21 protein-coding genes are annotated in these 16,979 nt (G+C 74.3%); 1 reads left to right on the forward strand and 20 read right to left on the reverse strand.

Annotated elements, in window-relative coordinates; genetic code table 11:
• Positions 1-114 precede the first annotated feature (114 nt).
• From PYV61_RS08470 to PYV61_RS08480, 3 genes are read right to left on the reverse strand one after another with little or no spacing between them, the layout of a single operon-like run.
• Positions 115-669 carry a hypothetical protein gene (locus tag PYV61_RS08470; RefSeq protein ID WP_275830330.1) on the reverse strand — a complete coding sequence of 185 codons (555 nt, stop codon included), beginning with the start codon at positions 667-669 and terminating at the stop codon, positions 115-117.
• Between the two features lie 5 nt (positions 670-674).
• Positions 675-1,220, reverse strand: coding sequence for an Rrf2 family transcriptional regulator (locus PYV61_RS08475; RefSeq protein ID WP_275830332.1), 546 nt, complete (start codon positions 1,218-1,220; stop codon positions 675-677).
• A 38-nt stretch (positions 1,221-1,258) separates the two neighbouring features.
• Positions 1,259-2,422 (reverse strand): NAD(P)/FAD-dependent oxidoreductase, encoded by a 1,164-nt coding sequence (locus tag PYV61_RS08480; RefSeq protein ID WP_275830334.1) that lies wholly within the window; start codon positions 2,420-2,422, stop codon positions 1,259-1,261.
• Positions 2,423-2,531: 109 nt separating this feature from the next.
• Here PYV61_RS08480 and PYV61_RS08485 point away from each other — a divergent pair, with 109 nt between their 5' ends.
• Entirely contained in the window at positions 2,532-3,569 is a 1,038-nt protein-coding gene (locus PYV61_RS08485) for an AraC family transcriptional regulator (protein WP_275830336.1), read from the forward strand.
• A 9-nt stretch (positions 3,570-3,578) separates the two neighbouring features.
• On the opposite strand, the gene PYV61_RS08490 is transcribed toward PYV61_RS08485, so the two are convergent.
• From PYV61_RS08490 to PYV61_RS08570, 17 genes are all read right to left on the reverse strand, one after another.
• The gene (locus PYV61_RS08490) at positions 3,579-5,006 is read right to left on the reverse strand and encodes an aspartate ammonia-lyase (RefSeq protein ID WP_275830338.1); all 1,428 of its coding nucleotides are present in this window, start codon (positions 5,004-5,006) and stop codon (positions 3,579-3,581) included.
• 47 nt (positions 5,007-5,053) lie between these two features.
• Positions 5,054-5,539, reverse strand: coding sequence for a DUF4149 domain-containing protein (locus tag PYV61_RS08495; protein ID WP_275830339.1), 486 nt, complete (start codon positions 5,537-5,539; stop codon positions 5,054-5,056).
• Positions 5,536-6,210, reverse strand: coding sequence for an MBL fold metallo-hydrolase (locus tag PYV61_RS08500; protein WP_275830340.1), 675 nt, complete (start codon positions 6,208-6,210; stop codon positions 5,536-5,538). The genes PYV61_RS08495 and PYV61_RS08500 overlap by 4 nt, the downstream gene beginning before the upstream one ends.
• On the reverse strand, positions 6,207-7,313 hold the full coding sequence (gene trxB / locus PYV61_RS08505; protein ID WP_275830341.1) for a thioredoxin-disulfide reductase: 1,107 nt from the start codon (positions 7,311-7,313) through the stop codon (positions 6,207-6,209). The genes PYV61_RS08500 and trxB overlap by 4 nt, the downstream gene beginning before the upstream one ends.
• 113 nt (positions 7,314-7,426) lie before the next feature.
• Entirely contained in the window at positions 7,427-8,158 is a 732-nt protein-coding gene (locus tag PYV61_RS08510) for an SDR family oxidoreductase (RefSeq protein ID WP_275830342.1), read from the reverse strand.
• 2 nt (positions 8,159-8,160) lie between these two features.
• Positions 8,161-9,030 (reverse strand): PHP domain-containing protein, encoded by an 870-nt coding sequence (locus PYV61_RS08515; protein ID WP_275830343.1) that lies wholly within the window; start codon positions 9,028-9,030, stop codon positions 8,161-8,163.
• The gene (locus PYV61_RS08520) at positions 9,027-9,317 is read right to left on the reverse strand and encodes a hypothetical protein (RefSeq protein ID WP_275830344.1); all 291 of its coding nucleotides are present in this window, start codon (positions 9,315-9,317) and stop codon (positions 9,027-9,029) included. Before PYV61_RS08520 ends, PYV61_RS08515 begins: the two co-directional genes overlap by 4 nt.
• 10 nt (positions 9,318-9,327) lie before the next feature.
• Complete coding sequence (locus tag PYV61_RS08525; protein ID WP_275830345.1) at positions 9,328-9,627, reverse strand: hypothetical protein; 300 nt, start codon at positions 9,625-9,627, stop codon at positions 9,328-9,330.
• Positions 9,628-9,641: 14 nt separating this feature from the next.
• A complete protein-coding gene (sucB, locus tag PYV61_RS08530; RefSeq protein WP_275830346.1) occupies positions 9,642-10,991 on the reverse strand; it encodes a 2-oxoglutarate dehydrogenase, E2 component, dihydrolipoamide succinyltransferase in 1,350 nt (449 codons plus the stop codon).
• A 4-nt stretch (positions 10,992-10,995) separates the two neighbouring features.
• Positions 10,996-11,280, reverse strand: a complete 285-nt coding sequence (locus PYV61_RS08535; RefSeq protein WP_275830347.1) for a hypothetical protein — start codon at positions 11,278-11,280, stop codon at positions 10,996-10,998.
• A gap of 3 nt (positions 11,281-11,283) precedes the next feature.
• A complete protein-coding gene (locus PYV61_RS08540) occupies positions 11,284-12,261 on the reverse strand; it encodes an alpha-ketoacid dehydrogenase subunit beta (RefSeq protein WP_275830349.1) in 978 nt (325 codons plus the stop codon).
• Entirely contained in the window at positions 12,261-13,412 is a 1,152-nt protein-coding gene (locus PYV61_RS08545; RefSeq protein WP_275830351.1) for a thiamine pyrophosphate-dependent dehydrogenase E1 component subunit alpha, read from the reverse strand. Before PYV61_RS08545 ends, PYV61_RS08540 begins: the two co-directional genes overlap by 1 nt.
• On the reverse strand, positions 13,412-13,705 hold the full coding sequence (locus tag PYV61_RS08550; RefSeq protein ID WP_275830353.1) for a hypothetical protein: 294 nt from the start codon (positions 13,703-13,705) through the stop codon (positions 13,412-13,414). The genes PYV61_RS08545 and PYV61_RS08550 overlap by 1 nt, the downstream gene beginning before the upstream one ends.
• Positions 13,706-13,709: 4 nt before the next feature.
• Entirely contained in the window at positions 13,710-14,162 is a 453-nt protein-coding gene (locus PYV61_RS08555) for a FixH family protein (RefSeq protein WP_275830355.1), read from the reverse strand.
• Positions 14,162-15,493 carry an inositol-3-phosphate synthase gene (locus PYV61_RS08560; RefSeq protein ID WP_275830358.1) on the reverse strand — a complete coding sequence of 444 codons (1,332 nt, stop codon included), beginning with the start codon at positions 15,491-15,493 and terminating at the stop codon, positions 14,162-14,164. The genes PYV61_RS08555 and PYV61_RS08560 overlap by 1 nt, the downstream gene beginning before the upstream one ends.
• Before the next feature lie 23 nt (positions 15,494-15,516).
• On the reverse strand, positions 15,517-16,176 hold the full coding sequence (locus PYV61_RS08565; protein ID WP_275830360.1) for a CDP-alcohol phosphatidyltransferase family protein: 660 nt from the start codon (positions 16,174-16,176) through the stop codon (positions 15,517-15,519).
• Between the two features lie 222 nt (positions 16,177-16,398).
• A complete protein-coding gene (locus tag PYV61_RS08570) occupies positions 16,399-16,749 on the reverse strand; it encodes a hypothetical protein (protein WP_275830362.1) in 351 nt (116 codons plus the stop codon).
• Between the last annotated feature and the right edge of the window lie 230 nt (positions 16,750-16,979).

Genomic DNA, 16,979 nt, shown 5'->3' on the forward strand with positions numbered 1-16,979 from the left:
CTACTTCCGCCACTGCGGCTACGGCCGCTACGCCGCGCCGTGATCTGCTCTAGAAGAAATGCGGGGCCGATCCATCGGATCGGCCCCGCTTCTTCGTTCCGGTCCGCGCGCGCGTCAGCCGGGCTTCGCCAGCGTCGACGGCGCCCGGTCCTCGGGAAGCGACGCCTCGCCGAACGCCTGCCGCAGCGCGGCGTTGGCCTCGTCGAGGTAGCGCCCGAGCAGCTCGCCCGCCGGCTGCAGCCCCGCGCCGCGCGCGGCGCGCACCGACCCCGCGAACACGAGCAGCACGCGCCCCAGCCGCGTCCCCGGCGACTCGGAGGATCGCTGCTGCAGCGCGTCGCGGTAGGCGGCCAGCCGGTCGTTGAACTGCCGCTCGGCCAGCGCCGCCGCGCTCACGGCGACCGCCGGGTCGGCGGCCATCGCCTCGGTCGTCGCGCGCGCCTCCAGCGACCCGGTGCGGTCGTCGAGGGCGTCGCGCTGGGCGGCCAGCAGGCCGAGCGCGCGGCGCGCGTAGCGCAGCTCCCAGCGCGCGTGGTCGACGTCGCCGCCGGTCGCGGTCGTCGCCAGCCACTGCACGTCCTCCTCGGCGGGGTCGGCCCACACGGCGCGCACGAACGCCGTCGCCCGCTGCCGCCCGTCGCGCGGCGCGCCGCCGAACAGCGGGGCCACGCGCCTCAGCCCTGGAGGATCGGGAGGCGGCGCTCCACGGCGACCGGCTCGGACGACTTGCGCCGGTTGCCGCGCGTCGCCGCGGCCTGCAGCTGCCCCGGCGCCTTGGGGCCGAGCCCGACCCGCGCCCGCACGACCATCTCGTCGTGCAGCAGGTCGGAGAGGCGGACGCTGTCCAGCACGTCGTCGATCTTCTGCTGGAGCATCATCCAGACGGGGCGGATGCTGCAGCTGTGGGCCGCCGAGCAGCGCTCCTCGCCGACCGGATGGCTGGCGCAGTGGAGCTCGAACGTCTCCAGCTCCGAGGCGGCCATCACCTGGCGGACGGTGATCTCCTCGGCGGGGCGCGCGAGCGCGTAGCCGCCGCGGGCGCCGCGGACCGAGCGCACGATCTCCGAGCGCCGCAGGCGCAGGAGGATCTGCTCGACGTAGTCCGTCGGGAGGTTCTCCTCGGCGGCCACGGAGCGGCCGGTCACCGGCCCGTCGGCGGCGCGGCGGGCGAGGTTGAGGGCACAGATGAGGCCGTACTCGGCCCAGGTGGTGATGCGCACGCCGTAAGCTAAGTCGCTAAGTGTCGGCCGGGCAACGCTCAAGCCGTCCCGCGCCCGATGGCGAGGAGCACCGGCGACGGCTCCTGCAGCACCGTCGCGGCGGCCCGCGCCGACGAGGCGCAGCGGGCCAGCGGGAGCAGCACCCGGTCGCGGAGCGCGCGGGCGACGGGGTGCGTGACCTCCGACAGCCGGCCCAGCAGCCCCGCGACGTCGGCCACCCGCCGGACCGCCGGCCGGCGACGGGCGTCGTACGCGGCCAGCGCCCCCGCCAGCGAGGGCGCGCGCCGCAGCTCGTCGAGCAGGACGGCCGCGTCGACCAGGGCGCTGTTCGCCCCCTGGCCCAGGTTCGGCGCCATCGCGTGCGCCGCGTCGCCGAGCAGCGCGAGGCGGCCGTCCCACCAGCGGCGGCAGTCCACCCGCCGCACCTCGTGCACCAGCAGGTCGTCGAACGCGGCGACGCCGGCGAGGATGCGGCCGGCCGGCGCGTACGCGCGTCCCCACGCCCGCCGCAGCGCGTCGAGGTCGCGCGCCGCCAGCGCCGCCTCGCACGCGTCGGTGCCGCACGACGCGAAGAAGTACGTGCCGTCGTCGACGGCGAACGAGCCGAAGATCCCGGCGCCCGTCCACGCCTCCACCCCCTCGGCGAGCCCCGGCGCGACGAGGCCGCGCACGTAGCGGATCCCGGTGCCCCACAGGCGCGCGCCGAAGTCGCCCCCCTCGCGCACCCGCGATCCCACGCCGTCCGCCCCCACGACCAGGTCGACGCGCAGCGCGTGCGTTCCCGTCCCGTCGCGCAGCACCAGCGTGCCGTCGGGCGCCGCCGCCAGCACCTCGTGGCCGAAGCGGCGCTCGATCCGCGACTCGGCCGCGACCGCGTCGAGGAGCACGCCCTGGAGCGTCGCGCGGCGGACCACGTGGACGCTCGGCGCGGGCTCCGGGGGCGCGAGCAGCACTCGCCCGTGCGCGTCGGTCACCCGCGCGCCGACCGCCGGCCGCGCGGCGTCGAGCGCGGGACGGAGGCCAAGCGACTCGAGCACCGCCATCCCGTTCTCGGCGATCGCGATGCCGGCGCCGACCGCACGCGGCCGGGCCACGCGCTCGACGAGGGTGACGCGCGCGCCGGCGCGGGCGAGCAGGAGGGCGGCGGCGCAGCCGCCGGTGGCGCCGCCGACGACGGCGACGTGGAGGTCGTGCAGGTGCATGGCGTGGCTCCGTTGAGGACGCGGGCACGATGCGCCGCGCGCGCGCGCCGGTGAGTGCCCGCGACCGCCAGCCTTGTGACCGCGCCCGCCACCGGTCCACATTCGCCGCATGTACGACCACACCATCCTCTCGGCGGTGGTCGCCGGGGTGCTGGAGGTCGCCGTCGCCCTCGGCCACGACCGCGCGACGCTCGTGCGCGAGGCGGGGCTCGACCCCGCCCTGCTGGCCGACCCCGACGCGCGACTCCCGGTGGAGCACGACCTGCGGCTGTGGGAGGCGCTCGCGCGCGCGCCCGTCGGTCTCGAGGTCGGGGCGCGCCTCGGCGTCGCGTCGCTGGGCGTGGTCGGCTACGCGATCCAGCACGGCGGCACGGTCGGCGACGCGATCGGGTGGCTCGACCGGTACCGTGAGGTGGTGCACCCGGACCTCGTGCCCCGCACCGAGCGGCGCGACGGGCCCGAGGGGGCGCGCGTCGTGTTCACCAAGCCGGTGCCGGCGCCCTTCGCGCGGCTGCGCGAGCCGGTGTACGCGCAGGCGTCGGCGACCGTCGCCGCGATGCGCGCGCTGAGCGGGCGCGACGTGCGCGCGCGGTACGTCGCCTACCCGCTCGCGCGCGCCGCCGACGCGGCGCGCCACGAGCGGTGGTTCGGCTGCCCGGTGAGCTGCGGCGGCGCGCCGCTCGACGTCGCGCTCGACGCGCCGCTGCTCGACCTGCCGCTGCCGCGCGCCGACGCGCGCCTCTTCGGCTACCTCGCGCGGCGCGTCGCCGCGATCGAGGCCGAGCTGCCGGCGGCCGGCGCGGTGGACGAGCGCGCGCGCCGCGAGGTGGCGGCGCTCGTCGCGCACGGGGAGCCGCGGCTGGCCGACGTGGCGCGCCGGCTCGCGGTGTCCGAGCGCACCCTGCACCGGCGGCTGGCCGGCGAGGGGCTGCGATTCGCCGCGCTGCTCGACGACGCGCGGCGGGAGCGCGCCGAGCTGCTCCTGGCCACGCCGCACCTCAGCTCCTCCGAGGTCGCGTTCCTGCTGGGGTACGCCGAGCCGGCGGCGTTCTACCGCGCGTTCCGCCGCTGGACGGGGGAGACGCCGGGGGCGTGGCGCGAGAAGGCCGGACCGCGGGGGTCCGGCCTCTCGTCAACCACTGGGTGAGCGGGCGCTTCAGCCGCCGGCGACCATTGCGTGCGCCCCGCCCGGGACGCCGATCTCGGTCATCTTGCGCAGGTCGAGCACCTCGTCGATCTGCTCCGCGGGGAGCAGCTGGTCGCGCTTCACCATGTCGCGGATCAGCACCCCCTCGGCGACCGACTTCTTGCTGAGCTCCGCGGCCTTGGCGTAGCCGATGTGCGGCATGAGCGCCGTGGCCAGCGCCGCCGACCGCTCGACCCAGTACGCGCACATCTCCTCGTTCGCCTCGATCCCCTGCACCGTCTTCTCGGTGAGCACGGTCGCCGTGCTCGTGAGGATCTGCATCGAGAGCAGCACGTTGTGGGCGATGACGGGCATCATGACGTTCAGCTCGAGCTGCCCGTGCTCGCTGGCGATGGCCACCGTGGTGTCGCACCCCATGACCTGGAAGCACACCTGGTTGACCATCTCGGGGATCGACGGGTTGATCTTGCCCGGCATGATCGAGCTCCCCGGCTGCACGGCCGGCAGCTTGATCTCGTCGATGCCGGTGCGCGGCCCCATGACCATGAGGCGCAGGTCGCTGGCGATCTTGGACAGGTCGATGGCGAGACCGCGCAGCGTGGCGCTGAACGCCGCCGCGTCGCCCATGCTCTGCATCAGCTGGATGCGGTCCTCGCCGACGCGCAGCTCCAGGCCGGTGATCGCCTTGAGGTGCTTGTTCATCAGCGCCGGGTACTCCTTCTCGACCGTCACGCCGGTGCCGACGGCCGAGCCGCCGATGCCGAGGTCGCGCAGGTAGTCGGCCGCCTCCTTCACGCGGCGCAGCGCGCGGTCCATCGAGCCGGCGTAGGCGGTGAACTCCTGGCCGAGGCGGATCGGCATCGCGTCCTGCAGGTGCGTGCGGCCGGCCTTCACGATGTGGTCGAACTCGCGCCCCTTGGCGGCCAGCGCGTCGCGCAGCCCCTCGAACGCCCCGACCAGCGCGCCGAGCTGCCCGAGGGCGGCGAGGCGGATGTTCGTCGGGATCGTGTCGTTGGTCGACTGCGCCATGTTGACGTGGTCGTTCGGGTGCACGGGCTTGTACTCGCCGCGCTTCCCGCCGAGGAGCTCGTTGGCGCGGTTCGCAAGCACCTCGTTCACGTTCATGTTGTGCGACGTGCCGGCGCCCGCCTGGTACGGGTCGACGACGAAGTGCGCGTCGTGCTGGCGCGCCAGCACCTCGTCCGCCGCGGCGACGATCGCGTCGGCCGACTTCGCGTCCAGGCGCCCCGTCTCCTTGTGCGTCAGGGCCGCCGCCTTCTTGATCCAGACCTGCGCCTGCACGAAGGGCCAGAGCGGCTTCAGCCCGCTGATGGGGAAGTTCTGGCGGGCGCGCATCGTCTGCACGCCGTACAGCGCGTCGGCCGGGACGTCGAGGGGGCCGAGGGGGTCCTTCTCGGTGCGGAAAGCGTCGGACATGACGGCGGTGCCTGTGGAGGTCGCGGGGAGGGTGAACTTCGGGTGCGTCAGCGGCCGCGCGTGGCGGCGACGCCGGTGAGCACGAGCGCGGCGCCGGCGGCCAGCATCCCGGCGCCCATGAGGGCCACGGAGACGCCGTGCAGGCGCCCGAACTCGCGCCGCAGCGGGTCCGTGGGCGCGAGCGCCTCGACGGACGGGCCGATCTGCGCGCGCACGCGCTGGATGCGCGGGCCGACGCCGAACTGCGCGCCGGCGCACAGCGCGGCGGCGACGATCGGGAGGACGAGGCGCGTGCGCGCGAAGGCCGGCGCGGCGTACCAGCCGAGCGCCGCGGCGCCGAGGCCGACCAGCAGGCCGGCGACGAAGACGACCGGGAGGACCCGGCCGAGCAGCGCGTCGGCGAGCGCGCGCGTCGGCAGCACCGCGAACGCCGACGGGGCGACCACCGCCGCGACCAGCGCCGCGGCGCCGATCCACGCCGCCAGCAGCGCGGCCGCGCCGAGGAGGCGCCCCGGCATCACGAGCGTCGTCATGCGCCGACCACGCGCGCGGCGCCGTTCAGGAACGGGTTCTCGGCGCGCTCGCGGCCGATGGTCGTCTCGGGGCCGTGGCCGGGATAGGCGACCGTGCTCGCCGGCAGCGCGGCGATCCGCTCCAGCGAGCGCGCGAGCGCGCGCGGGTCGGAGAGCGGCAGGTCGGTGCGCCCGATCGAGCCGCGGAACAGGCAGTCGCCGACGATCGCCACGCCGTGGCCGTGGATAACGACGTGCCCCGGCGCGTGCCCCGGCGCGTGCATCACGTCGAAGGTCAGCGCGCCGAGGGTGAGGCGCTCGCCGTCGGCGAAGGCGGCGGTGGGCGCGGGCTGCGGGTCGAAGCGCAGCCCGTACATCGCGGCGGCGCGCGGCGCGTGGCCGAACACCGGCAGGTCGTCGGGGTGCAGGTGGATCGGCACGTCCCAGCGCGCCACCACCTCGGCGATGGCGCCGACGTGGTCGAGGTGCGCGTGCGTCAGCCAGATCGCCTCGACGCGCACGTCGGCCGCCGCGATCCAGTCGACCAGGCGCGCCCCCTCGGCGCCCGGGTCCACCACCGCCGCGGCGCGGGTGGTCGGGTCCACCACCAGGTAGCAGTTCTCCTGGAAGGCGCCGACCGTCTGGACGAGGATCTCCGGGACGAGCGCGGTCGCCGGCGCGGCGGGACTCACGCCGGCGCCCCGGCGCCGGGCGCTCCGTGCGTCGCGGCCAGCGACGCGTCGATCTCCGCCGGGCCGATGCCGGGCGCGCTCTCGCTCGCGCACACCACCGTCTCGGCGGTCTCCAGCACCGGCGACTCGCCGATGCCGTGGTGCGCGAGGTAGCGCTCGGCCTCCAGCGCCGCCTGGCACCCCGTGCCCGCCGAGGTGATGGCCTGGCGGTAGTAGTCGTCGATCACGTCGCCGGCGGCGAACACGCCCGGGCAGGTGGTCGCGGTGCGCCCCGGCGTCGTCACGATGTAGCCGTGCGGGGTCGTCTGCAGCTGCCCCTTGAGGAACCCGGTGTTCGGCTCGTGCCCGATCGCGACGAACAGTCCGCCCACCGCGAGCTCGCGCTCGGCGCCCGTGTTCGTGTCGCGCAGCCGCAGCCCCGTGATCTCGGCGTCGCCCAGCACGTCGGCGACCTGCGTGTTCCACTCGACGCGGATCTTCGGGTGCGACAGCACGCGCGCCTGCATCGCCTTCGACGCGCGGAAGGCGTCGCGGCGGTGGATCACGACGACCTCGCTGGCGAACTTCGTGAGGTACATCGCCTCCTCCATCGCCGTGTCGCCGCCGCCGACGACCGCGAGCACCTTGTTGCGGAAGTGCGGGAGCGCGCCGTCGCACACCGCGCACGCCGACACGCCGCCGCCCGACATCGCCAGGCGCAGCTCGTTGTCGAGCCCGATCCACTTGGCCTTGGCGCCGGTCGCGACGATGACCGTGTGCGCGAGCACGGGCGCCGAGTAGCTCGGCGTGACGCGGAACGGGTGCTGCGAGAGGTCGACGTCGGCCACCAGCTCGGAGACGACGGTGACGCCGTAGCGCAGCGCCTGCTCCTTCATGCGCTCCATGAGCGCGGGGCCGCTGATCGGCTCGGGGAAGCCGGGGAAATTCTCGATGTCGGTGGTCAGCATCAGCTGGCCGCCGGGGAGGTCGGTGCCGACCGGCTCGCCCTCGAACAGGAGCGGGCGCAGGTTGGCGCGGCCGGCGTAGATCGCGGCGGTCCAGGCGGCGGGCCCGGAGCCGATGATCACCAGCTCGTGCGTCGTCGTGTCGGTCGTGGTGGCCACGGGCGCCTCAGGAGGCGGGGTGTGCGGGGAGCGGGCCCGGCGTCGCGCCGGTCGCCCGGCTGTCGGAATCTCGCCAGCGGAGGACGCCGGGGGCAGCCTTCGGGTCCGGGCGCCTACCGCCGGACGTGCCGGCCGCCGTCCACCAGGATCGTCTCCCCGGTCACGAAGTCGGCCTCGAGCAGGAACAGCAGCGCCCGCACGACGTCGTCGGGGGAGCCGTGGCGCTGGAGGGGCGTCGTGCGCCGCAGCCGCTCCCCCGACTCGTCGTCCCAGTCGTCGGGGAGCATGACGACTCCCGGCGCGATCGCGTTCACGCGCACGTGCGGCGCGAGCACGCGGGCGAGCGCGCGGGTGAGCTGGACGACGCCGGCCTTGCTGATGCCGTGCGGGACGTAGGCGGGCCAGGTCTCGAATGCGGCGAGGTCGGCGAGGTTCACGATCGCGCCCCCGCGCTCGCCCATGACGCGCGCGGCGGCCTGCGCGGCGAAGAACGGGGCGCGCAGGTTGACGGCGAACATCGCGTCCCACGCCGCCTCGGTGACCTCGCCGACCGGGGTGCGCTCCATGACGGCCGCCGAGTTGACGAGCACGTCGAGCGCCCCGAAGCGCGCGGCCGCCTCCTCGACGACGCGCGCGGGCTCGCCGGCGACGCCCAGGTCGCCGCGGAGCGTCGTCGCCTCGCCGCCGGCGGCCTCGATCAGGCGGACCGTCTCGCGCGCCTCGTCCCCGGACGAGCGGTAGTGGACGACGACGCGCATCCCCCGCCCACCCAACGCGACGGCCAGCGCGCGGCCGACGCGGTGCCCGGCCCCGGTGACGAGGGCGACCTTCCCCGCCAGCTCCACGGTCAGCCCCGCGCGACGTCGGCGCCGGCGCGGCGGCGCGCGGCGACGCGGGCGTCCTGGCGCTCGAGCACCTCGATCGGCACCTGCATGATCCCCAGCGCGCGCGGGTGGTCGGGGATGCCGTGCCAGTCGGAGCCGCCGCTCGTCACGAGGCCGAAGAACTCGGCGAGCGCCAGCAGCCGCGCGCGGTCGTCGGCGTTGTGCACCGGGTGCCAGACCTCGACGCCGTCGAGCCCCGCGGCGGCGAGGCGCTCGACGTTGTCGCGCCGCCCCTCGCCTTTCGGGTGCGCCCAGACGGCGATCCCGCCGGCGGCGTGCGCGAGGCGGATCGCGTCGGCGGCGTCGAGGCGCGGCTTGTCGACGTAGGCCGGGCGCCCGTCGCCCAGGAAGCGGTCGAACGCCTCGCGGATGTCGCGGGCGCCGCCGGCGGCCACCACCGCGCGCGCCACGTGCGGCCGCCCGACCGCGCCGCCGGCCGCCTCGCGCAGCACGTCGTCCATCGTCACCGCGATCCCCTGCCCCGCCAGGATCGCCACCATGCGCTCGGCGCGGGCGACGCGGTCGTCGCGGAAGCGCGTCAGCTCGCCCGCGATCACGTCCACGCGGTCGAGGTGGAGCGCCAGCAGGTGGATCTCGTCGTCGCCGAGGTGCGCGGACAGCTCGCACCCCGCGACCACGCGCACCCCCAGCGCGTCGCCGGCCGCCTGCGCCTCGGGGACGCCGGCGACCGTGTCGTGGTCGGTGAGCGCCATCGCCGCCAGCGACGCCGCGCGCGCCGCCTCGACGACCGCCGCCGGCGGCAGGTGCCCGTCGGAGGCGGTCGAGTGCGCGTGCAGGTCGACGAAGGGGCCGGCGGCGGCGGGGGCGGTCACGCCTCGCTGCCCGGGAGCGCGCTGGTGCGGTAGCCGGCCTCCGGCGAAGTCTCGCTCGGCTGCGACGCGGCGAGCAGCTCGGCCAGCCGCGCGTCGCTCATCTCGGACAGCGACTGCTCGCGCGACCGCGAGCCGTGCGGGGAGTAGCGGGTGACGCGCACCTCGCGGTCGTCCCCCTCGCCGGCGACGAAGAGCAGCCCGAACTCGTCGAGGTTGTACTGCGTGACGAAGCCCGAGGGGAAGACGCGCCAGCTGCGGCCGTCGACGGTGATGCGGCGGGTGGGCATGGGACGGAGGTCAGGAGGCGTGCGGGATGCCGGCGTAGCGCTCCCACTCGGGCGCCGGCGCGCCCGGGTCGACGCGGAAGTCGAGCGACTCGGCGAGCAGCGCGTCCTGCAGCAGCGCGGTGCGCAGCGCGCCGTCGTCGGCGGCCTCCACGAACTCGACGACGCGGTCGGCCGCGCCCTCGCGCTCGAAGGCCCAGAGGTGGTAGCCGCACGCACGCGCGCCCGCCGTCCGCTCGGCGAGGCGCGCACGGTACGCGTCGCGCGCGCCGCCGGGGACGTCCAGGTAACGGATGGCGAGCGCGCGCGGCACGGGGGTCGGTCCGGTCAGAGGCCGCCCTGCTCGGGCCAGCTCTCCAGCTGCTTCTTCACGAACGCCATGAAGCGGTCGGCGTCCGAGCCGTCGACGATGCGGTGGTCGAACGACATCGAGAAGTAGCTGCAGGTGCGGATGGCGATCGTGTCCTCGCCGTCCGGCCCGGTGATCACCTTCGGGCGCTTCTCGATTGCGCCCACGCCCATGATCCCCGACGTCGGCACCGGGATGATCGGCGTCCCCATGAGCGAGCCGAAGACGCCCGGGTTGGTGATGGTGAACGTCGCGCCCTGCACCTCCTGCGGCTGCAGCTTCTTCGTGCGCGCCCGGTTGGCCAGGTCGTTCAGGTTGCGCGTCAGCCCGGTCAGCGAGAGGTCGTCGGCGTTCTTGATGACCGGGACGATGAGCCCCCAGTCGAGCGCCACCGCGATGCCGATGTTGTACTGCTTGCGGTAGACGACGTCGGTGCCGCGCACCGCGGCGTTGAGCACCGGGAAGGCCTTGAGGCCGTCGGTGACCGCCTTGATGATGAACGGCAGGTACGTGAGCTTCTCGCCCGTCGTGCGCTCGAACTCCGCGCGCGCCTTGGCGCGGATGCGGGCGACGCGCGTCAGGTCGATCTCGAAGAAGCTGGTGACGTGCGCGTTCCAGCGGCGCGACAGCACCATGTGCTCCGCCGTCAGCTGGCGGATGCGGCTCATCGGCTCGACCACGTCGCCGGGCATGCTCTCGACCGCCGGCGCGTGCAGCTCGCCGAGGCGGGCGCGCTGCGCGGCGACGGCGGGACGCGCCGGGGCCGGGGCGGACGGCGCCGCTGGCGCGGCCGTCGTCGGGGCGGGCGCGCCCGACTCGAGGAACGCCTCGAGGTCCTTCTTGGTGACGCGCCCCGCGATCCCGCTCCCCTGGAGCGCCGCGATCTCGATCCCGTGCTCGGCGGCGATCTTCCGGACGAGCGGGGAGCTCTTGGTGCGGATGCGGTCCTCGAACGCGTTGCCGTTCCCCGCGGGCGCGGCCGGAGCCGCGGCCGCCGGGGCCGCGGCCGCGGGCGACGACGCGGCCGGCGCCGAGGTGGCGGCCGCGGGGGCGGACGCGGCGGCCGGCGCGCCGATCGGCGCGCTCTTGTCGGTCTCGATGCGCGCGACGATGGTGCCGACGGCGACCGTCTGCCCCTCGGTGACCGACACCTCGGCGAGGATGCCGGCCGTCGGCGCCGGGATCTCGGCGTCGACCTTGTCGGTGGAGATCTCGAAGATCGGCTCGTCGCGCTTCACCTCGTCGCCGACCTTCTTGAGCCAGCGCGAGAGCGTCCCCTCGGCGATCGACTCGCCCATCTGGGGCATGATGACGTCTACACGAGCCACGGCTTCAACTCCGGTTGGTGTCGGTGGTGGAATCGGCTTCGGACGCGGGGCGCCGCAGCAGCGACCAGAGGACGAGCGCCGGGAGGGAGAGCGCGCCGGCCAGCGCGCCCCACCCGGCGTAGACGTGCCAGTCGCAGGTCGGGATCCCGGAGCACTGCGGCCCGCGGGTCGCCCACTGCACCAGCTTCGAGACGAGGACGCCGAGCATCGCGCCGGCCCCCGCGCCCATGGGGAGCATCAGGCAGCCGATGCCCCAGTTGTACCGCCCCTCCTGCCCGTGCTGCGCCATCCGTCAGTACGCGGCGAGCCGCCGGATCGCTCGCACGACGTCCGGCGTCTGCGGGAGCACGAAGTCCTCGAGCTGCGGCGCGTAGGGGAGCGGGATGTCGTGCGCGGTCACCCGGAGCACCGGCGCGTCGAGCCACTCGAAGCAGGACTCGGAGATGCGCGCGGTGATCTCGCCCGCGATCCCGCCGGTCCGCGTGTCCTCGTGGAGCACGAGGACGCGGTTCGTCTTGCGGACGGTCGCCACGATCGCCTCGTCGTCGAGCGGGGCCAGGGTGCGCAGGTCGATGACCTCGACCGACAGCCCGTCCTCCGCCTGCAGCTGCTCGGCCGCCTCCAGCGCCTTGTGCACGGTGGCCGCGTAGGTGATGACCGAGACGTCGGTCCCCTCGCGCGCCACGCGCGCCTTGCCGATCGGCACGACGTGGTCGCCGGCCGGCATCACCCCCTTCACGCGGCGGTAGAGGTACTTGTGCTCGAAGAAGAGCACGCAGTCCTCGTCGCGGATGGCGGCCTTCATCAGCCCCTTCGCGTCCTCGGCGGTCGACGGGTAGACGACCTTGAGCCCGGGGGTGTGGACGAACCCGGCCTCGGGGTTCTGCGAGTGGAACGGGCCGCCGCGAACGTAGCCCCCGCTGGGCCCGCGCACGACCATCGGGCACGGGAGGAACGCGCGGTAGCGCGCGGTCGCCACGTAGTTGGTGAGGATGTCGTACGCGTTGGCGATGAAGTCGATGAACTGCATCTCGACCACCGGGCGCATCCCCATGTGCGCCGCCCCCGCCGCCGCGCCGACGATCCCGATCTCGCTGATCGGGGTGTCGATCACGCGCGACTCGCCGAAGCGGGCCATCAGCCCCTCGGTGACCTTGAACGCGCCGCCGAAGGCGCCGATGTCCTCGCCGAGGCAGAAGACGTTCTCGTCGCGCGCCATCTCCTCGAACAGCGCCTCGCGGATCGCCTCGAGGTACGTGATCTCGGCCATCAGGCGTCCCCCCCGGCCTTCGGGTCGGCCCTGTAGACGCCCCAGCCGTCGGCGGCGCGCTCGCTGGCCGCCACCGCGCCGCCCGTCCCCTCGCGGAACCAGAGCGGGCGCTCGGCCGGCGGGTCGGCGTAGACGCCCAGCAGCGCGTCGAGCGGCTCGGGGAACCCCGACGCCTCCGCCTCGTCGGTCGCCGCGTCCACCTCGCGGCGCACGCGCTCGTCCACCGCCGCCAGCTCGGCGGCGGCGAAGCCCAGCTCCCCGGTCAGGCGCGCGACGTAGCGGTCGATCGGGTCGTTCTCCGCCGCCCACCGCTCGATCTCCCCGTCGGGGACGTAGCTCTGGTTGTCGTGCTCCGCGTGCCCCTTGCGGCGGTACGTCATGAGCTCGACCAGCTGCGTCCCGCCGCCGGCGCGCGCGGCGTCGACCGCCGTGCGGGTCACGTCGTAGACCGCGAGCACGTCGTTGCCGTCGGCCTGGTAGCCGGGGATCCCGTAGCCGACCGCCTTGTCGACGAACTGCTTCGCCAGCGTCTGCTTGTGCGTCGGCGTCGAGTATGCGTAGCCGTTGTTCTCGACCACCACGACCAGCGGGCAGCGCTGCACGGCGGCGAAGTTGATCCCCTCGTGGAACGCGCCGGTCGAGGTCGCGCCGTCGCCGACGTACACCAGCCCCACGCGGTCCTCGCCGCGCATGCGGAACGACAGCGTGACCCCCGTCATTACCGGGACCATGTCGCCGAGCGGCGAGATCTGGCCGAGGAAGCCGCGCGTGGCCCCGGCGGCGCCGACGTCGCCGAAGTGGATGTTCAGCTCGCGCCCGCGCGTCGGGCTGTCGCCCTTGGCCATGTACTGCTTCAGCACCTCGACCGGCGTCGCCCCCTTCACGAGCATCGCGCCGAGGTTGCGGATCAGCGGCGACATGACGTCGCGCCGCTCCAGCGCGAAGCAGCTGCCGACGGCGTCGGCCTCCTGCCCGAGCGAGCGGAAGAGCCCCCCGACGACCTTGGTCTGGCGGTAGAGCGCGACCAGCCGCTCCTCCAGGGTGCGCGTGAGGCGCATCCAGTAATAGAGCTCCAGCTTCTGCTCGCGCGTGAGCCGGTCGCTCGGGCGCGCCGCGGGCTCGCCGCCCTTCCGGGCGGTGCGGGTCGCCATCAGTAGCCCGCCTCCATCGCGTGCCGGCGGTCGACCTGCTTGTGCAGCGCCACGAAGAACTTCTTCACGTTCTTGTCGAGGCGCGACTCGCCGATCTGGTCGGTGTGCACCTCGACGAACGTGTAGTGCCCGCCCTCCATGCGCACCGACAGCTGGAGCGTCCCCAGCTCGCCGGCGAAGCCGCGGGTGCGGGCGGCCGACGCCGTGGCCTTCAGCCCGAGCGCGCCGAAGAACGCGTCGGCGGTCTGCATCACGGCGTCGGGGCCGACGCTCGTCCGGTGGAAGTGGCGCATGGGGTTACTTGTACGGGCGCTGGTCGGGGGGACGCGGGGCGCCGACGGTCTGCACCCAGTCCTCGACGGGCTTCTCGATCGCGGAGGTCGAGTCGCGGCGGAAGCGCAGGTTGACGTGCCAGTCGCCCGCGGTCACGAACGTCATGCGGGCGGTGTACGTCCCCGCCTCCGGGGCCGCGACGAACGAGTCGAACTTGTTGACGCGGTCCTCGCTGGTCGCGAAGACCTGCCCCTCCCCGCCCTCCACCGGCTGGCGCGTCTCGCGGTCGAGCACGACGACGCGGAAGATCGTCGGCTCGTTGGCGTGCGGCGGCGTGGGGTCCATCGTGACCCGGAACTCGAAGTGGTCCGTCCAGAGGCGGATCGGCTGGCGCTCCCGGGGGCCGCACGCCGCGACGGCGCCGGCGAGCAGCGCGAGCGCCCCCAGCGCTCCGCGGCGTACGACCCCGCGGGCCATCACGCGTAGTACTCCAGGCCGAGGTGGGTGATCTGGTCCTCGCCCATCAGGTGGCGCAGCGTGTTCTTCAGCTTCGTCTGCTGGATGAACAGGTCGTGCTCCGGCTGCAGCCCCGGCGCCGTCATCGGGCTCTTGTAATAGAACGAGAGCCACTCCTGGATCCCCTTCATCCCGGCGCGCTGCGCGAAGTCGCTGAACAGCGCCAGGTCGAGCACCAGCGGCGCCGCCAGGATCGAGTCGCGGCAGAGGAAGTTGACCTTGATCTGCATCGGGTAGCCCATCCACCCGACGATGTCGATGTTGTCCCAGCCTTCCTTGTTGTCGCCGCGCGGCGGGTAGTAGTTGATGCGCACGACGTGGCTGAAGCCCTCGTACAGGTCCGGGTACTTCTCCGGCTGCAGGATCGTGTGCAGCACCGACAGCTTCGACTCCTCCTTCGTCTTGAACGACGCCGGGTCGTCGAGCACCTCGCCGTCGCGGTTGCCGAGGATGTTGGTCGAGTACCACCCCGCGAGGCCGAGCATGCGCGCCTTCATGCCCGGCGCGATGATCGTCTTCATCCAGGTCTGGCCGGTCTTGAAGTCCTTCCCCGAGACGGCCACGCCCTTCTGGTTGGCCAGCTCCAGCAGCGCCGGCACGTCGGTCGTCAGGTTCGGCGCGCCGTTCGCGAAGGCGCAGCCCTCCATGATCGCCGCCCAGGCGTAGAGCATCGACGGGGCGATCGCCGCGTCGTTGGCGTCCATCGCCTTCTCGAAGGCCTCGACGGTCGCGTGCTGCGGGCCGGCCTTGATGTAGATCTCGGTCGACGCGCACCACACCAGCACCACGCGGTCGCACCCGTTCTCGCTCTTGAAGCGGCGGATGTCCTCGCGCAGCGCCTCGGCCTGCTCGCGCTTGCTCCCCGTCTTGACGTTCGTGCCGTTGATGCGGGTGACGTACGTGTTCTCGAACGCCGCCGGCATCGGCTTGATGCCGCTCAGGAAGTCCTTGATCGGCTCCAGGTCGCGGTCCTCGAGCACCCCCGCCTTCTTGGCCGCCGTGTAGGCGTCGTCGGGGATCGGGTCCCACGCGCCGAACACCAGGTCCTCGAGCCCCGCCAGCGGGACGAAGTCCTTGATCAGCGGCGACCGGTTGTCGGTGCGCTTGCCGAGGCGGATCGTCGCCATCTGCGTGAGCGACCCGATGGGCTTCGACAGCCCGCGGCGGACGCTCTCCACGCCGGCGATGAAGGTCGTCGCCACGGCGCCGAGGCCGGGGGTGAGGATGCCGAGCTTGCCGGTGGCCGGCTGGATGCTCGTCTTGCGGTCCTGCGCGGTCGAGGGACCCGTCACGGGGAGAGATCTCCGGGGATTGATCAGGAAGGGGCGCCGCCCGGGGCGTCGATCGTCTGCGTCACGCGGTGCACGAAGGCGATGCGCTGGATGGCGGTGATCCACGCCGTGACCGTCAGCAGGGTCACGATGGACATCAGGACCCACCCGTCGAGGGCGAGCCCGAAGAACGCCTGCGGGGCCGACAGCAGCACCACCCGCTCGGGGCGCTGCATCAGGCCGACCTTGGCGTCGATCCCGAGCGCCTCGGCGCGCGCGCGGGTGTACGAGGTCAGGAACGTGCCGATGATGCCGAGCAGCGTCACCGCGACCATCGGCGTCCCGGCCCACGGCGGCACGCCGTGCAGCACGTCGTTGCGGGCGAAGAACACCGCCAGCCCGCCGAGCACCGCGCCGTCGGCCACGCGGTCGAGCGTCGAGTCGTAGAAGGCGCCGAACACCGTCGTGCGCCCCGAGGCGCGCGCGACCTTCCCGTCCAGGACGTCGAAGCAGGCGGTGAGGCCGAGGAACCACCCCGCGGCCCGGATGTGCCCCGACGCGTAGATCGCCCCGCCGATCACGTACGTCAGCGTGCCTACGGTCGTGATCGTGTTCGGCCCGACGTTGTTCCGGACGAGCCAGGCGGCGAATGGATCAACGATCCGGAGGTAGCCGGCCTTGATCCATTCCCAGAGTCGGAGCATGCGGGGAGGGGCGGGTGCACATAGGGACCCGCCCGCCCCGGGCGGCGGCCGGACCGGCGCGACGGGATGCGACGCGGCCGGGGCGGCACGACGGCTCGAGGCGGGCGCGGACGCACGACGGGCCGAAGCGGATGACTTCGGCCCGATAAGCTATCGGCGGGCGGGGGGGCGATCAACGGCGGGCCGGCGCCCTGCCGCCCCCGCGACGCCGCAGGACGTCGGTCAGGGCACCCGCCAGGCCACCCCGCGTCCGAGCGTCACCCCCTCGCGCGAGTAGCTGGTCGAGCCGTCCACCGGCGCCGCGCGCAGCGTCACCGAGCTGCCGGCCGAGATTCCGCGCACCGGGATGCTCTCGGTCGAGCGCGCGCCGACCTGGCGGAGGAAGACCTCCGAGCCGCTCGCCGGGCGCACGTAGACGTTCACCGCCTGCGACAGGTTGTTGGTGAAGTCGATGCTGCTCTCGGCGGGGCGCGACTCCCCCGTCGACACCTCGACGGCGCGCGGGCCGCAGCCCGGGAGGGCGACGGCGAGCAGCGCCGCGGCGACGGCGACGAGCGTCGGACGCACGGTCATGCGGGTCACGGTTCGGGTGGGCGGATCGTCCGGCGGGCCCAGGGGTGCAAGACACGTGCACGCCACGCGCGCGGGCACGCGCGCCCGGCAGAATCCAGGGGTATCATTCCCCCGCTCGCCGCCGGGTGCCCCGGCCCGCGGGCTTCCCGCATCCCGCCCGATGTCGACCCACCGCCCCTTCCGCGCCGCCCGGCGCGCGACCGCCGGCGCGGCCGCCGCCGCCGCGGGCG

The sequence above is a fragment of the Roseisolibacter sp. H3M3-2 genome (assembly GCF_029211165.1).
In the GTDB taxonomy this organism is placed as follows: domain Bacteria; phylum Gemmatimonadota; class Gemmatimonadetes; order Gemmatimonadales; family Gemmatimonadaceae; genus Roseisolibacter.